General features: G+C 50.5%; 13 protein-coding genes. 2 read left to right on the top strand and 11 right to left on the bottom strand.

Going from position 1 to position 15,532, the window contains the following annotated elements:
* Window positions 1–102 precede the first annotated feature (102 nt).
* The 3 genes from DW915_RS00405 to nrdR form a co-directional block, all read right to left on the bottom strand.
* Window positions 103–1,461 (bottom strand): citrate/2-methylcitrate synthase, encoded by a 1,359-nt coding sequence (locus DW915_RS00405; protein WP_118741533.1) that lies wholly within the window; start codon window positions 1,459–1,461, stop codon window positions 103–105.
* A 130-nt stretch (window positions 1,462–1,591) separates the two neighbouring features.
* Window positions 1,592–2,227 carry a DUF3786 domain-containing protein gene (locus DW915_RS00400; protein WP_117760416.1) on the bottom strand — a complete coding sequence of 212 codons (636 nt, stop codon included), beginning with the start codon at window positions 2,225–2,227 and terminating at the stop codon, window positions 1,592–1,594.
* A gap of 14 nt (window positions 2,228–2,241) precedes the next feature.
* Window positions 2,242–2,694, bottom strand: a complete 453-nt coding sequence (gene nrdR / locus DW915_RS00395; RefSeq protein ID WP_022462512.1) for a transcriptional regulator NrdR — start codon at window positions 2,692–2,694, stop codon at window positions 2,242–2,244.
* Window positions 2,695–2,836: 142 nt separating this feature from the next.
* Between nrdR and DW915_RS00390 the strand changes: the two genes are divergently transcribed.
* On the top strand, window positions 2,837–3,088 hold the full coding sequence (locus DW915_RS00390; protein ID WP_117760417.1) for a YlmC/YmxH family sporulation protein: 252 nt from the start codon (window positions 2,837–2,839) through the stop codon (window positions 3,086–3,088).
* Here DW915_RS00390 and DW915_RS00385 read toward each other — a convergent pair whose 3' ends face one another.
* The 3 genes from DW915_RS00385 to DW915_RS00375 form a co-directional block, all read right to left on the bottom strand.
* Window positions 3,089–3,394, bottom strand: coding sequence for an acylphosphatase (locus tag DW915_RS00385; RefSeq protein ID WP_055218278.1), 306 nt, complete (start codon window positions 3,392–3,394; stop codon window positions 3,089–3,091).
* A gap of 27 nt (window positions 3,395–3,421) precedes the next feature.
* On the bottom strand, window positions 3,422–4,588 hold the full coding sequence (locus tag DW915_RS00380; protein WP_118741375.1) for a GNAT family N-acetyltransferase: 1,167 nt from the start codon (window positions 4,586–4,588) through the stop codon (window positions 3,422–3,424).
* A 194-nt stretch (window positions 4,589–4,782) separates the two neighbouring features.
* Window positions 4,783–7,323 carry a heavy metal translocating P-type ATPase gene (locus DW915_RS00375; RefSeq protein ID WP_118741374.1) on the bottom strand — a complete coding sequence of 847 codons (2,541 nt, stop codon included), beginning with the start codon at window positions 7,321–7,323 and terminating at the stop codon, window positions 4,783–4,785.
* 406 nt (window positions 7,324–7,729) lie between these two features.
* Between DW915_RS00375 and DW915_RS00370 the strand changes: the two genes are divergently transcribed.
* On the top strand, window positions 7,730–8,617 hold the full coding sequence (locus DW915_RS00370) for a LysR family transcriptional regulator (protein WP_118741373.1): 888 nt from the start codon (window positions 7,730–7,732) through the stop codon (window positions 8,615–8,617).
* Between the two features lie 99 nt (window positions 8,618–8,716).
* On the opposite strand, the gene DW915_RS00365 is transcribed toward DW915_RS00370, so the two are convergent.
* From DW915_RS00365 to DW915_RS00345, 5 genes are all read right to left on the bottom strand, one after another.
* Window positions 8,717–8,998, bottom strand: coding sequence for a hypothetical protein (locus DW915_RS00365; RefSeq protein ID WP_022462506.1), 282 nt, complete (start codon window positions 8,996–8,998; stop codon window positions 8,717–8,719).
* A gap of 35 nt (window positions 8,999–9,033) precedes the next feature.
* Window positions 9,034–9,726: a YoaK family protein gene (locus DW915_RS00360; protein WP_243033764.1), complete on the bottom strand. Its 693-nt coding sequence runs from the start codon at window positions 9,724–9,726 to the stop codon at window positions 9,034–9,036.
* A 249-nt stretch (window positions 9,727–9,975) separates the two neighbouring features.
* Window positions 9,976–11,874 (bottom strand): ABC transporter ATP-binding protein, encoded by a 1,899-nt coding sequence (locus tag DW915_RS00355; protein ID WP_118741372.1) that lies wholly within the window; start codon window positions 11,872–11,874, stop codon window positions 9,976–9,978.
* Between the two features lie 2 nt (window positions 11,875–11,876).
* A complete protein-coding gene (locus DW915_RS00350; RefSeq protein ID WP_055218289.1) occupies window positions 11,877–13,649 on the bottom strand; it encodes an ABC transporter ATP-binding protein in 1,773 nt (590 codons plus the stop codon).
* A gap of 345 nt (window positions 13,650–13,994) precedes the next feature.
* On the bottom strand, window positions 13,995–15,506 hold the full coding sequence (locus DW915_RS00345; RefSeq protein ID WP_118741371.1) for a Na+/H+ antiporter NhaC family protein: 1,512 nt from the start codon (window positions 15,504–15,506) through the stop codon (window positions 13,995–13,997).
* Between the last annotated feature and the right edge of the window lie 26 nt (window positions 15,507–15,532).

Here is a 15,532-nt window from a genome sequence, read left to right as displayed (position 1 = left end):
TCCTGCACTCTCCTATTTTTCACAATGACACATTACTTCCTGCACAGAGCAATGCCGGAGCAGATCGGAAAATCCCGACACGCTCCGGCCCTTCTGCCTGTTTTATCTGTTTTCCAGCGGAACATAGTCCACTTCATCTTTGACACTCTTGTACGCCGGGCGGATGATCTTGTCGGTGTTGATCAGTTCCTCCATCCGGTGTGCACTCCAGCCGACGATACGCGCGCAGGCGAACATCGGGGTGTAGAGCTCCAGCGGAAGATCCAGCATGCTGTAAACGAAGCCGCTGTAGAAGTCGACGTTTGCGGATACACCTTTGTAAATATGGCGCTCCTCGCCGATGATCTTCGGAGCCAGTTCCTCGACCATAGCGTACAGCCGGTAATCTTTCTCTCTGTGTTTTTCTTTTGCCAGCTGCTCAACGAAGGTTTTGAAGATGCGCGCACGCGGGTCGGAAATGGAGTAAACCGCATGGCCCATACCGTAAATCAGACCTTTCTGGTCGAACGCCTCTTTGTGCAGCAGCTTTCTTAAGTAATTCGATACTTCTTCCTCATCCGTCCAGTCTTTGACGTGTGACTTCATATCGTCGAACATCCGCACAACCTTGATGTTTGCACCGCCGTGCTTCGGTCCCTTTAAGGAGCCGAGCGCCGCTGCAATTGCGGAGTACGTATCGGTTCCGGAAGAAGAAACAACATGTGTTGTAAAGGTCGAGTTGTTACCGCCGCCGTGCTCCATGTGGAGGACGAGGGCAAGATCGAGGATCTTCGCCTCCAGCGGGGTGTATTTCTGATCCGGACGGAGCATCAGCAGAATGTTTTCTGCGGTGGAAAGCTTCTTCGACGGATTGTGGATATATAAACTTTTTCCCTTGATATAATGGTTGTACGCCTGATAGCCATAGACGGACAGCATCGGGAAAACAGAAATCAGGTTAATGCACTGGCGAAGCACATTCGGAAGGGAGGTATCATCTGCGTGGTTGTCGTACGCGTACAGGGTCAGAACGCTTCGGGACAGAGTGTTCATCATGTCCTTGGTCGGCGCTTTCATAACAACGTCACGCACAAAGTTCTTCGGCAGGGACTGCTGCTGTTTTAAGATTGTCTTAAAATGATTGAGCTGCTCTTCATTCGGCAGATTTCCAAATAAGAGCAGATACGCAACTTCTTCGAATCCCATACGGTTTTCACTTAAAAAGCCCTGGGTCAGTTTTTCCACGTTGATGCCGCGGTAGTACAGACGTCCGTCACACGGCGTTTTGACGCCGTCAATGATATCCGAAGACACAACGTTTGAAATCTGTGTCAGTCCCGCAAGGACGCCAACGCCGTTGATATCGCGCAGTCCGCGTTTTACATCGTATTGCCCATACAGCGAAACATCCATTTTGGAGTTATCTAGACAGATGTTTGTCAGTTCCTCTATTTCCGGTGTTACTTTCATGCTAAAAGCCATATGCATTCCCCTTTCTCTTCTCTTTTTTTACTCACTTTCGCTCATTATAGCATTAAACCAGGGGATTCGTATACTGAAATTTTTATAAACATTCGAAAAATTTTCGTAAGATTTTGTCTCACAAAAGGTATCAGGCTTCTGTTTTACATGCATCGAAGGCTTGATCCAGTGCGTCCAGGAAATCTCCCATCACGTAATACAGCGTCTCAAACCGCAGATAATCGAGGACGTTTTCATCCCACATAAACTTCAGCACCGGCGGGAATTCCTCATCGGACTCCCAGAACTGGAAGACGAGCGGCAGAAACGGAAAGACATGAAAAACAAAAGCAGCGTCTCCCGGGAAATATGGTTTTCCGCCAAGGGAAACGCATGCTTTTTTCAGCTGTTCCACATGCCCGTCATACCGTGCGGCGCGGCTGTCGTGAACGCCGGACGCAATCGTGCGGCCTTTGATCGTTCCCTTTAAGGAATTGGTACGCGCATACGTGCCGGCGAGCACAATCTCCTTCTTTCCGCAGCAGAGCAGGTCGAAAATCGTCAGCGTCTCATTGAAACTGCCCTGATGTACATGAAGAAAATGGTCTTTTGATCCCTCCACAACGCCGGTATGGCGGTTCACTCTCCATTCTTCAAAAAGATACGGCACATAGAAATAATCGTCATCAAACGCAAAGCCATACTTTCCTTCGATCTCCTTCTGATCGTATGTCAGAAAACGTTCCTGCATCTGATCACGCATTTTAATATAGTTCGACACTTCCATTTTTTTGCCTCCCGCTATTTGTCGAGCATCTTTTTCAGCTCGTCCATGAACGTGTTGACGTCCTTGAACTCACGGTAAATCGACGCAAAGCGGACGTACGCCACCTGATCCAGGTCTTTTAAGTAATGCATGACCTTCTCTCCGATCACAGAGCTTGGAATCTCGCGTTCCTCGCCGTTGAAAAGCTCCGTCTCCACCTTGTTGACCATCTCGTTGATCTTCTCGGCGGACACCGGCCGTTTGTGGCAGGCGCGCAGGATACCGGTCTCGATTTTCGAGCGGTCATACTGCTCGCGGTTCATATCTTTTTTGATGACGATCAAAGGGATCGTCTCCACTTTTTCGTATGTCGTAAAGCGTCTGCCGCAGACATCGCACATCCGGCGGCGGCGGATCGCATTGCTGTCTTCAATCGGGCGTGAATCCACAACCCGGGTATTATCCTGATTACAAAATGGACATCTCATATCTTTCGTCCTCGTTTCTAAATAAGTATTTCGGAAAGTTTTCTACTTTTACAGTATACGCATTTTTCCGTGAAATTCAAGTCAACTGCAGCAACATTTTCGCATATGTTTTTCCATAGGAATCTGTAAAAAGGAGCACCGCATGCGCGTTGTAGATCTCCGCCAGAAAGAAGTTATCAATATCTGCACCTGCAAAACGCTCGGCTGTCCGATTGATGTGGAATTCAATCCAAAAACGGGACATCTTACCGGACTCGTTCTTCCGGGTCCTGTGAAATTCTGCGGCTTTTTCTGCCACGGCGAGGATTTTGTGATCCCATGGGACCGCATCTGCCAGATCGGCAACGATATCATTCTCGTCGAAATTCCGGAAAAAGAGAAAAGGCAGCCCTGATCAACGGATATGAAAACCGAATTCCGATTCCAGCGGAATCTTCGTCCATTTTGCATCCGTGATTTCGATGTAGCTGGAGGTGCGGATCCTTTTGATCATCTCCGTGATCGTCTCCTCATCACCCTGCACCTCCATCTCCACCGTCTCATCCCAGCAGTTTCTCACCCAGCCGGTCAGTCCGAGCTGGTAGGCAGCATAATACGCCCGGTAACGGAACCCCACGCCCTGCACCTGGCCGTAGAAAATCACATGGTACCGGATTTCTTCTTTTTCGTCTCTTCTGTCTCGTTTCTCTGTCTCGTTCATATTTCTCTGCCTCCCAACAGTCATTGCCTAAAATTCGTCTGCCGTCGCACAGTACAGCGGAAGCGGGAACCAGTCGGATGGAATGTTCTTCCAGATTTCAGATGGAACCTTGCTTCCCTTACTTGCCAGCGGTGAAAGAAGCAGTTCCTGCGCCTGCTCCCGGTTGAGTACATCTGCCCCCGGATGGGCTTCCCCTGTCACGGTCACAGTTCCATCTTTTACCGTCACGGTCACCGGCTGCCCCTCCAGTACAGCAGACCACGTTCCATCGCTGATGCCCATCGTCTCTGCTTTCATGGTCAGCATTGCCTCGATAACGTCCGCAAACTCAAAAATGCGGTACATCGCGGAACCGCAGCGCTCTTTTGTGAAACTCTCGCAGACTTCCGATAACGCTGCTGCTTTTCCGGTCTCATACACCGGAATGGAAATGAAAAGAGAGTCAAGCGCATTTCCTTTTAAATAAGCGGCAAGTGCAGGAACGAAATCCTGTTCCTCCAGCACTTCTGCTTCCACAACCTGGTTTCCGCCGCAAAGTGCCAGATATCCGATCCGCTCACCGTTTTTCCAGATTGCAATTGCCTGCTCGCCGAACGTTTTCAGGCAGGCTTTCACATCCTCTCTTACCACGTAAAGCGGTTTTTCCTCATTCAGCTTCTTTGCAAAGGCTGCCGCCTCTTCGTCCGCTTCGCCGTTTTCCGGAAACAGCGGCGCAAAGGTGTAAGCGGAAAGTTCCCCGTTTTTCCAGGTATGGCGCACATTTGCCACATCCAGGTAAAACGTGTATTTTTCACTTCCCGGCGTAAAGCCAAAGTAGGCATACCGCTGTCTCTGGCCGTCCAGTACCAGAAGATCACACGTTCCTTCCAGATCCGTAATCCAGTCGCCAAGAAGACGCTTCATGTGGCCTTCGCCCCTTGCCTTTGGATGCACGGAAACGCTTCCTACATATCCTGCGCGGAGCAGCTTACCCCCTGCTGCCATTTGCTGCGGAAGCACCGCAATCTCGGCCCGGAGTCTGCCGTTTTCCGCAACAGCGACGCGGTGGATCCGTGCCATTTCCGGTCCTGCCTGATAAACCCTTGGAATTAACTGCTCAAAGTCGTGCGGACGGTGTGCCGTGCTGAACACGTAGTTTGCAAGTTCGATGCAGTCCTCCCACTCTTCCGGCTTTGCAAGTCTGTACTCTGTCATAATGTAAAAACCTCCTGATCCTAAAAACCCTTTTGTTTTTGCTCTTCTTTTTCTCTATCCTAACGGATTTTTGTCCTTTTGTCACGAAAATTCCGAACAAATTGCAATATTTTTGCTATATCTGGTAAAAAAAAGGAAACGCGCCCGGAAATTTTCATTCCAAGCGCGTTTCCCTTTTCTCAATGTTTCCTGTTTTACTGGATTCCTTTTACGGTGTAATCCTGTGCCTCTACGGCTGTTTTCAGCACATCGTCTGATACCGGAGCTGTCAGTGTTACAACGGCTGTTCCTTTTTCATGGCTTACTTCTGCGGATGCAACACCCTCGATTGCCTCAAGTGTTTTCTTCACTCTTGCCTCGCAGTGGCCGCACATCATGCCCTCGATTGTCATGGTTTTTACCATTCCCTGTTCTGTTGTCATGTTCAGATCCTCCTTTGGAATTTCGTTTTTGATTCTTTTATCTTTTGACGCGTCGTGCATCCGAAACAGATTCAGACGCAGGGCGTTTGTCACAACGCAGAAGCTCGAAAGGCTCATCGCCGCCGCACCGAACATCGGGTTCAGCTTCCAGCCGAACAGCGGGATCCATACGCCCGCAGCCAGCGGAATACCGATGATATTGTAAATGAAGGCCCAGAACAAATTCTCGTGAATGTTCCTGAGGGTCGCACGGCTTAAGCGGATCGCTGCCGGTACATCGGAGAGGCGGCTCTTCATCAGGACAACGTCTGCCGCATCGATCGCGATATCGGTTCCTGCTCCGATGGCAATACCGATATCCGCACTGGTCAGAGCCGGCGCATCGTTGATGCCGTCTCCTACCATCGCTACTTTTCCTTTTTCTTTCAGGCGGCTGATGACCGCTTCTTTTCCATCCGGCAGAACGCCTGCGATGACTTCGTCCACACCTGCCTGTGCGCCGATGGCACGCGCGGTGCGCTCATTGTCTCCGGTCAGCATCACGACACGGATTCCCATATTCTGCAGCTCTTTCACCGCACGCGGGCTGTCCTCTTTGATGACATCCGCAACCGCGATCATACCGAGCATCTTTCCGCCTTCACTGAAGAACAGCGGTGTCTTTCCTTCTTCGGAAAGTTTTGCTGCCTGCTCTTCCATCTGTTTCGAGAGAACCGCTTTTTTCGTAATCAGTGCACGGTTGCCTCCGCAGAGCTCTTTTCCGTTCCGTTTTGCCACAAGGCCGTTTCCAGGAAGCGCAGAGAAATCACTGACTTCTTCGCGGGTCAGGCCTTTTTCCTCTGCAAGTGCAAGAATCGCACGGGCCAGCGGATGCTCACTTTTCTGCTCCAGTGCAAAGGCACCTTTTAAAAGCTCCTCCTCACTTACACCGTCCGCCGGGATAAGATCGGTTACCTGCGGCTCTCCGCTTGTGATGGTTCCAGTCTTATCGAGTGCAACAATCTGTGTTTTTCCTGTCTTCTCGAGAGAAACTGCGGTTTTGAACATCGTTCCGTGTTTTGCTCCCATTCCGTTTCCGACCATGATCGCAACCGGTGTTGCAAGACCGAGCGCACACGGGCAGCTGATAACGAGAACGGAAATACCTCTTGCAAGAGCAAAGCCGACGCTCTCTCCTGCAAACAGCCAGATCACAATCGTAGCAAGTGCAATACAGATAACGGCCGGCACAAAAATACCGGAAACTTTATCAGCCACTTTGGCGATCGGCGCTTTTGTCGCTGCCGCATCGCTGACCATCTGAATGATCTGGGAGAGTGTTGTGTCTTCTCCGACTCTCGTCGCCTCACAGGTCAGGAAACCGGACTGGTTTAAGGTCGCCGCCGATACGCGGTCGCCGGTCTCTTTATCCACCGGAATACTCTCGCCAGTCAGCGCGGATTCGTTGACGGCACTCGTTCCCTCCAGGACAACGCCGTCCACCGGAATATTTTCACCCGGGCGGACGATGAAATGATCGCCCTTTTTCACCTGATCAATGCCGACTTCCACTTCTTTTCCGTCTCTTAAGAGAACGGCGGTCTTCGGAGCCAGCTTCATCAGACTCTTTAACGCATCGGTCGTTTTTCCTTTGGAAATCGACTCCAGCATTTTTCCGACGGTAATCAGGGTCAGAATCATGGCTGCGGACTCGAAGTAAAATTCATGCATATAGCTCATGACTGCATCCATGTCCCCCTGTACCTGCGCTCCCGTCATGGCAAACAGGGCGTAGACGCTGTATACAAACGATGCGGTAGAACCAAGCGCTACCAGCGTGTCCATGTTCGGTGCTTTATGCCAGAGGCTCTTGAAACCGCTGATAAAGAATTTCTGGTTGATGACCATGACCGCAATGGTAAGCAGGAGCTGTACCAGTCCCATTGCGATGTGGTTTCCTTCAAAGAATTTCGGCAGCGGCCATCCCCACATCATATGGCCCATGGAGAAATACATGAGCGGAATCAAAAGAAAAACGGAACTCACCAGACGGCGTTTCATGACCGGTGTTTCCTTGTCTTTCAGCATCTCTTCGTATTCTGCTGTGGAAGCCGACTGTGATGTGCTTCCCTTCTCGCCTTTTTTCGATGCACCGTAGCCTGCATTTTCCACGGCGGCAATAATCTCTGCCGGGGAGGCCGTTCCCTCCACGCCCATGGAATTTGTCAGAAGGCTGACTGCGCAGGATGTGACACCGGGTACCTTTGACACGGCTTTTTCGACACGGGTCTGGCAGGCGGCGCAGCTCATACCGGTTACATTGTACTGTTCCATCGTATGTCTTCCTTTCTGTAGTTCTGGCTTTTCTTTTTCGCATACCCTAATGGGGTATCTTATTTTCTTCTACACTATATACCCTGTCCGGGTATTTTGCAAGTGTTTTTTCAAAAAATTTCCACTTCTCTTCTGCCATCCCCCGCACAATCCGGCCGGACCATCCTCAGAAATCCCTTGACAACCCGGCGCATGTATTTTATATTGAAGCAATCATGGATGATTTTTTGTTACAGTTCACAGGTACCCTGCGAACTGTAACATTCGCAGCCCTCATTTAAAGTTTTGCTTCGCAAAAGGAGGGCTGCTCACACCTGAATCATGTTCTTACGCAGCAAAACAGCAAGTGTTTCACTGCTGAGTGAACAGTAACGGATTTTTCTTTTTTCATCCTTCGGAGGTTTTTATGATTACATATGATTATTATCGCATTTTTTACTTCGTAGCACAATATCACAGCTTTACAAAAGCCGCGGAAATTCTGAAAAACAACCAGCCCAACATCACACGGTGCATGAACAATCTGGAAAGTGAGCTTGGCTGCAAACTTTTTATCCGTTCCCACCAGGGTGTCACACTGACAGCGGAGGGCGAAAAGGTGTATGAGCGTGTGGCCGTTGCCTACGAACAGCTCCGCACGGTTGAGGAGGAGCTGGCTCTTGAGCGGTCTCTTGAGAGCGGCCTTATCACAATCGGTGCGAGCGAGACGGCACTTCGTCTGATGCTGCTCTCCCGCCTGGAGCACTTCCACACCCGCTATCCGCACGTCCGCCTGCGCATCTCCAACCACTCGACGCCGCAGGCCATCCAGGCGCTCGAAAACGGTCTGGTCGACTTCGCAGTCGTCACAAGCCCGGTGGAAATCCGCAAACCGCTACACAAGATCCCGATTTTCCCATTCCAGGAATTTCTGATCGGCGGATCGAAATATGCATCCCTTTCCGCAGAGCCGCATCATCTCGGCGAATTGTCAGAATATCCTTTTATCTCGCTTGCCAAAGACACTGGCACGCGGGAGCTGTACGCCGAGTACTTTCTGAATCACAGCCTCGCCTTCCACCCCGATATGGAGGCGGCGACGACGGATCAGATTCTTCCTATGGTCGAGTATAACCTCGGCATCGGATTTTATCCGGAGGAGCTGGCACGCGATGCCTTAAAGAGCCGTACCGTCTGTCGGATTCCGCTCATCGAGGAGGCCCCCAAACGTGAAATCTGTCTTATCATCAACCCGCGGCAGCACCAGAACGCGGCGGCAAAAGAGCTGATCGGGGAGCTTCTGGAACGCGTATAAGATTTTATGAACTTTTGTTTGAAACAGAAAAAGACCCTGCGTACCGGCGGACGGAACATCGCTGCTCCATCCTTCCCGTATACAGGGTCTCTTTTTTATTTATGCCTGCTGTCCGGCAATCTGCTCTTTTTTATGCGGCATGGCAAAGACCATCGCCGTGTAGGAAAGCATTGCGCCTGTGATGTAGAAGAACATCAGAAATCCGCTCCGGTTCAGCACAGCAATGCGGACGATTCCAATCCAGAAACCGACGTTGGACGCCAGGGAGAACACACGCGCAAACATCATGTTTTTCTCCTCACCCTTTGCCAGGCGGACGATCAGCAGCAGCATGGCCGCTGAAAAGAATAGTGTCATACAGCACTCCAGAAATACTTCCATTTTTTCAGCCTTCTTTCTTCACTCTCTCCTATTTCTCAGCGGTACTTTTCCAGTGACATCAGAAGGAAGCTCACCAGAAGAAGTCCGCAGGAAATCCAGATTACATGGATTCCATACAGCATGGAGAACACGCCTCCGATTCCGGCGCCGATGGCGAAAGCCAGAATCACGCCGAAATAGTATCCGGCCTGACGGAGCTGTTCTTTTTTCTTATCCCGCATATACATAGACAGCGCTGCGGTTCCGCTTCGCAGGTTTCCGATGCACATGGTGCTTGCATACGAATAACCGCCGACCTTGCGGAAGGTCTGTACCTGAATCGCGCACGCAAACGATACGAGCATCGCCGCGAGCATATTATAAGAGGACGGAATAAATCCGACGATCGCAAGGATCACAATTTCCGCCGCGAGAAGTACCTGCCGCCAGTGCAGCCTCTTTGCATACCGGTAATGCTCCTGGAAATTTTCTGCCAGAAATACACCCATCGCAAAAAAGAGGATCGGGAAGAGATACCGAAGGCCTGCCGTAAAGTTTCCTTCCAGAAAGTTCTGGCTCATCAGCACAACGTTTCCCGTCTGGGCATTTGAGAATACTTCATCTCTGCAATTGTACGTGTAGGCATCCTGAAAACCGCCGGACAGCGCCAGAAACATACTGTTAATAAATGCTTCCGACATCTGATTTTCCGAGAGCAGGCGTCCTACAAAGCTTGCTTTCTTTTCCATACATTTTCCCTTTCTTTCAACAGACGGCCCGGCTTTTTGGTGCCTGCCGTTTTGCTTCCCTTATTATAACCGCCCGCTTTTTGAGATGGAAAAACGGATATCGTATTATGCTCATATATTTTTCATATGACTATATTGATACAAAATTATTTTAATATGATACACCGTAAAAAAGGGAGAAATTTTGTCACTTTGCACAAACAAAATTTCTCCCTTTTTGTAAATTGTCTTTATTGTTCTAAAATTTTCTTACTTTCTTCCTCTCTGTTTCTCACTCTGCTCGCGGTGATACTGCAGCGTGTAGAGCTGGTAATATCTTCCCTGCGCTGCTAAAAGCTCCTGATGCGTTCCATGCTCCACGATTTTTCCGTGGGACAGTACGATAATCTCATCCGCATGCTGGATCGTCGAAAGACGGTGCGCTACGATCAGCATCGTTCCGATGTTCTTCATCTTTTCCATGGAATCCTGGATCAGAAGCTCGGTTTCGGTGTCGATGTTCGCCGTCGCCTCGTCAAGGATCATGACCGAAGGCTTATGGATGATGGTACGCGCAAACGAGAGAAGCTGGCGCTGTCCGGCGGAGAAGTTGTTTCCTCTCTCCCGCACCGGCTCGTCGAGGCCGTGATCCAGCTTGTTGATAAACTGGTCAGCATTCACGTAATGGCAGACGTCCATGATCTCCTCATCGGAAATCCCCTCCTCGCGGAGAATAATGTTGCTACGGATCGTTCCCGAGAACAGGAAGACATCCTGCAGCATCTGGCCGAATTTTTTCCGCAGGGAATCGATCTTGATCTTTCGGATGTCGATGCCGTCGATCAGAATCTCACCCTTCTGGAACTCGTAGTTCCGGCAGATCAGGGAAAGAATCGTCGATTTTCCGGAACCGGTGGAACCCACAAATGCGATTGTCTCTTTCGGGTTGACGTGGAACGAAACGCCTTTTAACACCCACTCGCCCGGGATATAGGAAAACCATACGTTGCGGAACTCAATTTCGCCCCTGATGTCGGTAAGCTCGATCGCATCCGGCGCATCCTGCATTTTTGGCTCGAGATCCAGAATCGAGAATACTTTCTCGGCGGATGCAAATGCGGACTGCAGCCAGTTGAACTGCTCCGCCAGGTTCTGGATCGGGTTGAAGAATTTTGAAATATACATGTAAAAGCTGACGATCATACCGCTGGTAAGCGTCTGGCCGAGGAACGACGTTCCCTCCAGATAGCCCTTGCCGCCTAAATACAAAAGGCAGAGCACGGAGCTGATATACAGCATGTAGACGAGCGGACGAAAAATACCAAACACGAAAATCTGCTCCTGCTGTGCGCGGCCGAGTGCGTTGCTCTTGTCGGTAAACTCGCGCATCTTGGCATCCTCGCGGTTGAAGATCTGTGTGATTTTCATACCGGAAAGGTTCTCCGACAGATACGTGTTGATGTCCGTAGTACAGTCTTTTACTTTCCGGTGTGCTCTTCGCGAGAATTTGCGGAAAATAATCGAGAACAACACGATAAACGGCACGAAGCAGAGCACCATCAGCGTCAGCTCATAGTTCAGAAACAGCATCGCAATCAGAATACCGATGATCACGAAAAAGTTCTTCAGAAGATTGACCAGAAGGTTGGTGAACATCAGCGAAATCGCGTTCGTATCGTTTGTCGTTCTCGTGACAAGCTTTCCGACCGGAATCTCATTTAACTGCTCGTGGGAAAGGCGCTCGATGTGGACGAACAGATCCTCCCTCATATTGGAAATGATTTTCTGACCCGTCTTCTGCAGAATCACGGCCTGGAAATACGTGCACGCCATCGAGACAAGAAGGATTGCCGCATAGCCCGCTACCCACAGAAACAGGGTATTCAGCGCGAATTTTCCAACGACGAGCTCCTCAATTTTGCCGACGATCAGCGGCGAAATGATATCGTACGCGATCGAAAACAGCATCAGAAAACCAACAACGATAAACTGGCGGTAAAACGGCTTTGCGTAATCCATCAGACGCTGCATGATTTCACTGTCTTTCATGTTCCGCTCAAAGCCGGTTTCTTTTTCTCCATCTTTCACTACAAACGCGGCCACAATCAGCAGGGTGGAAATCACGCCGATGATCGCGCCGACCCAGAGAATCGGATAATAATTGTGCATTTCTACTCCTCCCCCGCTTCCTCTTCAAGTTTCTGCAGATCGACCATCTTGCGGTACGCCGTGCAGGTCCGGTACAGATCCTCGTGTTTTCCGACTGCATGGACTTCTCCGTCCTCGACGAACACGATCTTGTCCATCTGCTCCACCGTTGAAATCCGGTGTGCGATCAGAATTGTCGTCAGTCCCTCACGTTTTTTGAGATTGTCGAGAATCGTGCGCTCTGTTTTGGTATCGACCGCAGAGACGGAATCGTCGAGAATCAGAATCGGTGCGTGTTTCATCAGCGCACGCGCAATCGAGATTCGCTGCTTCTGTCCGCCGGAAACCGTCACACCGCGCTCGCCAAGAACGGTGCGGTAGCCCTCTTTGAACTCTGCGATATTGTCATGGACATCGGACATCATCGCCGCATCCTCAATGGCCTCCTGGTTTTCGTCATCAAAGGCGAAGGAAATATTGCCGGAAATCGTGTCGGAGAACAGGAAGTTGTCCTGCGGCACGTAGGCACAGCCCTCACGCACGGAGTGGATGGAAACGGTGTTGACATCGTGGTCATCAATGAACAGCGTTCCGTCCGGCACGTTGTAGGTGCGGAGCAGCAGATCGACGATGGTCGTTTTTCCGGAACCGGTCTTTCCGACGATGCCGACACTCTCGCCCGGCTCAATGGTAAACGATACGTTTTTCAGCACATCGTACTCCCCGTCCGGATAGCGGAAGGTCAGATTGCGGAACTCGATTTTTCCATGGATGGACGGCAGATCCTGCACACCGCCGCGGTCCTTCACATCGACTTTTGCGTCAAGCAGTTCCGTAATACGGTTTAAGGACGCTTTTCCACGGGATGTCTTCTCGATCAGCATGGAGACCGCCATGATCGGCCATACAACGGCCGAGAAATAGCCGATATACTCGACAAGCTGGCCGGCGTCGAAGCTTCCGCAGTAAACGAGATAGCCGCCGTAGCCTAAGATTACGCAGATGACGGACTCGACGAACAGCGTTACCATAATGTTCAGCAGTGTGGAAATTTTGGTATATTCTACGTTGATGTCCTCGTTCTCGCGGTTCAGTCTCCGGAACATCATCAGCTCTTTCGTCTCTTTGACGAATGCTTTGATGACAGCAAGACCGGAATAGTTTTCCTGCGCGAAATCGGACAGCTCGGAAAAGGCCGCCTGGCGCTCTTCCCACTTTTTCATCAAGTATTTGCCGAGCGTTGTGCCGGCGGCCATCAGAAATGCCATCGGGATCATGGAAAGGCCGGTCAGGAAGTGGTTCATGCGCCACATTTTGATCACGGCAAGCAGGCCTAAAAACAGCGCATCGCAGAACATCAGAATACCGTCGCCAAAGCACTCCTGCACGGTATCGAGATCGTTCGTGTAAAGACTCATCAGGTTTCCGACTTTGTTGACCTGATAATACTCCTGGGACAGCTCCTTGCTGTGCGCGAACATGCAGGTACGAAGATCGGTCACCACGCGGATCGCGGAGCCGAAAAAGCAGACTCGCCACAGGAAACGGCCGACTACCATGACGATAATGGTAATAATCATGGGCCGGCAGACCTGATCCAGCAGAAATTCCATATCAAACACCGCCGCCTGGCCGTTGACCAGAACAGGGTCGCCGTTCATGCCGTTGATGACCATGCGGTACAGCTCCGGTATGAAAAGCTGGAAATAATCTACGAGAATCAGCGCTGCAAGACCGAGAATCAGAATGGGCGCATTCTTCAGGTAGTATTTGTTAATGTACTTTCCAAATATCATATATTTTCTCCCTCTTTTTGTTTTTGCCATTGTCTGCTATGATCTTTCTGACCATAACAGTCCTTCCCTTTTCCAAAGCGTTTTCGCCCCGGAATGCCTCCTTTCTTCTCCTGCATTTCACAGCTCCGATGCAATTTTAACAGAGATAAACAGAAGGAACTGGACTTTAAAAAATCCAATTCCTTCTGTTCCAATTCACATTCCTGCTCCAAAAGCGTTCCGCTTCTTCTTTGCAGGACACCGTTGTCCTGTGAATGTTTGTTCTATTTTTTAGTATACGGTTCTTTTTCTCTCCCGTCAAGCATTTCACGCGTTTTTCTGTTTTCTTTTTTATTTTTTGCCGTTTTACGCTTTTTTTGCGCAAAATCTGCGCATTCCGGTTAAAACAGCCAAAAGAAGAAGAAGGCTGACGCCAAGTGTGATCCACCACGTTCTGGTCACGGCTGCAACCAGATATCCCACCAGGCAGACACACGCCGTAACGGCCGCATACTGCATCTGCGTCGATACGTGGTTCAGATGGTTGCTCTGCGCACCCGCACTTGACATAACCGTCGTATCCGAGATCGGCGAAATATGGTCACCGCAGACCGCCCCTGCCAGGACGGCGGATACCGAGATAATCATCATCTCCAGATTTGTTCCGGCTGCGAACATGCCCGTTGCAATCGGCACAAGAATCGCGAACGTTCCCCAGGAGGTTCCCGTCGAAAAGGAAAGGAACACCGCCACGGCGAACAGCACCACCGGGATAAAAATACTTGCGGATGCATGGTCTCCCACGACGCTTCCGACAAACTGGGCCAGGCCCATCGCATCACCGACGCCTTTTAAGGTCCACGCAAAGACGAGAATCGTAACCGCCGGAACCATCAGCTTGAAGCCCTCGGACAGGCTGTCCATAAAGCTCTTGAAGGTGATGACCTTCCGCGGCAGATACAGTGCCATCATAAACAGGATCGTCACGATGGAGGCAAAAATCAGACTCGTCTCTGCATCACATCCTGCGAACGCGGAAATCACATTGTCCGCGCCGCCGAGGAAGCCAGTGTAAACCATTGCTCCGATCGCTGATACAATCAGTACGGCAACCGGGAGCACGAGGTCGATGACTTTTCCGTTCGGATTGACCTCCTGCTCGGAAACCTGCTCAAACTCCTCGCCTCCGGTCGTGAAAAGATCACCTTTGGCGGCATTATCCTCGTGGAGCTTCATCTGACCAAAATCAAAGCCGGTGTAGCAGATGTAAAAGACCATCGCAATTGTAAGGATCGCATATAGGTTATACGGAATTGTCCGCAGAAACAGCTGGAATCCGCTGATTCCCGCATCCGCCGGCACATACGAGTTGACGGCTGCCGCCCAGCTTGAGATCGGCGCGATAATGCAGACCGGCGCTGCGGTGGAGTCGATGATGTATGCGAGTTTCGCGCGGGAAACCTTGTGGCTGTCTGTGACCGGGCGCATGACAGAGCCGACTGTCAGACAGTTGAAATAGTCATCCACAAAAATCAGAACACCAAGCCCCATCGTTGCCAGAAGCGCACTCCGCTTCGTTTTGATCTTCGTCCCCGCCCATTTTCCATACGCCGCCGAGCCGCCGGATTTCGCCATCAGCACGACAACCATGCCAAGCAGGATATCGAAGATCAGAATGTTGATGTTCATGCTGTTCCGTAAAATTTCAAAGAAGCTTGTGAACGCATCCCACGGATGGAAGCCGGTGTACAAAAGGACACCGACTGCCGATCCGATGAACAGGGAACTGTAAACTTCTTTTGTTACAAATGCAAGCAGAATTGCAAGCAGCGGCGGGACGAGTGCCCACCAGGTTCCGATAAACATTGAACCATTCATGTCGTCTGTTTTCCCTTTCTGCTGTT

The organism is Blautia sp. AM42-2 (genome assembly GCF_003480245.1).
Lineage (GTDB): Bacteria > Bacillota > Clostridia > Lachnospirales > Lachnospiraceae > Fusicatenibacter > Fusicatenibacter saccharivorans.
The sequence above is the reverse complement of the archived record's forward strand: the minus strand, read 5'-3'. Positions and strand labels throughout refer to the sequence as shown.

Excerpts from the sequence above, each read along its gene's own strand:
- DW915_RS00405 (WP_118741533.1), bottom strand. The coding sequence starts at position 1,461 with ATGGCTTTTAGCATGAAAGTAACACCGGAAATAGAGGAACTGACAAAC.
- DW915_RS00400 (WP_117760416.1), bottom strand. The coding sequence starts at position 2,227 with ATGGAAGTGTCGAACTATATTAAAATGCGTGATCAGATGCAGGAACGT.
- nrdR (WP_022462512.1), bottom strand. The coding sequence starts at position 2,694 with ATGAGATGTCCATTTTGTAATCAGGATAATACCCGGGTTGTGGATTCA.
- DW915_RS00390 (WP_117760417.1), top strand. The coding sequence starts at position 2,837 with ATGCGCGTTGTAGATCTCCGCCAGAAAGAAGTTATCAATATCTGCACC.
- DW915_RS00385 (WP_055218278.1), bottom strand. The coding sequence starts at position 3,394 with ATGAACGAGACAGAGAAACGAGACAGAAGAGACGAAAAAGAAGAAATC.
- DW915_RS00380 (WP_118741375.1), bottom strand. The coding sequence starts at position 4,588 with ATGACAGAGTACAGACTTGCAAAGCCGGAAGAGTGGGAGGACTGCATC.
- DW915_RS00375 (WP_118741374.1), bottom strand. The coding sequence starts at position 7,323 with ATGGAACAGTACAATGTAACCGGTATGAGCTGCGCCGCCTGCCAGACC.
- DW915_RS00370 (WP_118741373.1), top strand. The coding sequence starts at position 7,730 with ATGATTACATATGATTATTATCGCATTTTTTACTTCGTAGCACAATAT.
- DW915_RS00365 (WP_022462506.1), bottom strand. The coding sequence starts at position 8,998 with ATGGAAGTATTTCTGGAGTGCTGTATGACACTATTCTTTTCAGCGGCC.
- DW915_RS00360 (WP_243033764.1), bottom strand. The coding sequence starts at position 9,726 with ATGGAAAAGAAAGCAAGCTTTGTAGGACGCCTGCTCTCGGAAAATCAG.
- DW915_RS00355 (WP_118741372.1), bottom strand. The coding sequence starts at position 11,874 with ATGCACAATTATTATCCGATTCTCTGGGTCGGCGCGATCATCGGCGTG.
- DW915_RS00350 (WP_055218289.1), bottom strand. The coding sequence starts at position 13,649 with ATGATATTTGGAAAGTACATTAACAAATACTACCTGAAGAATGCGCCC.
- DW915_RS00345 (WP_118741371.1), bottom strand. The coding sequence starts at position 15,506 with ATGAATGGTTCAATGTTTATCGGAACCTGGTGGGCACTCGTCCCGCCG.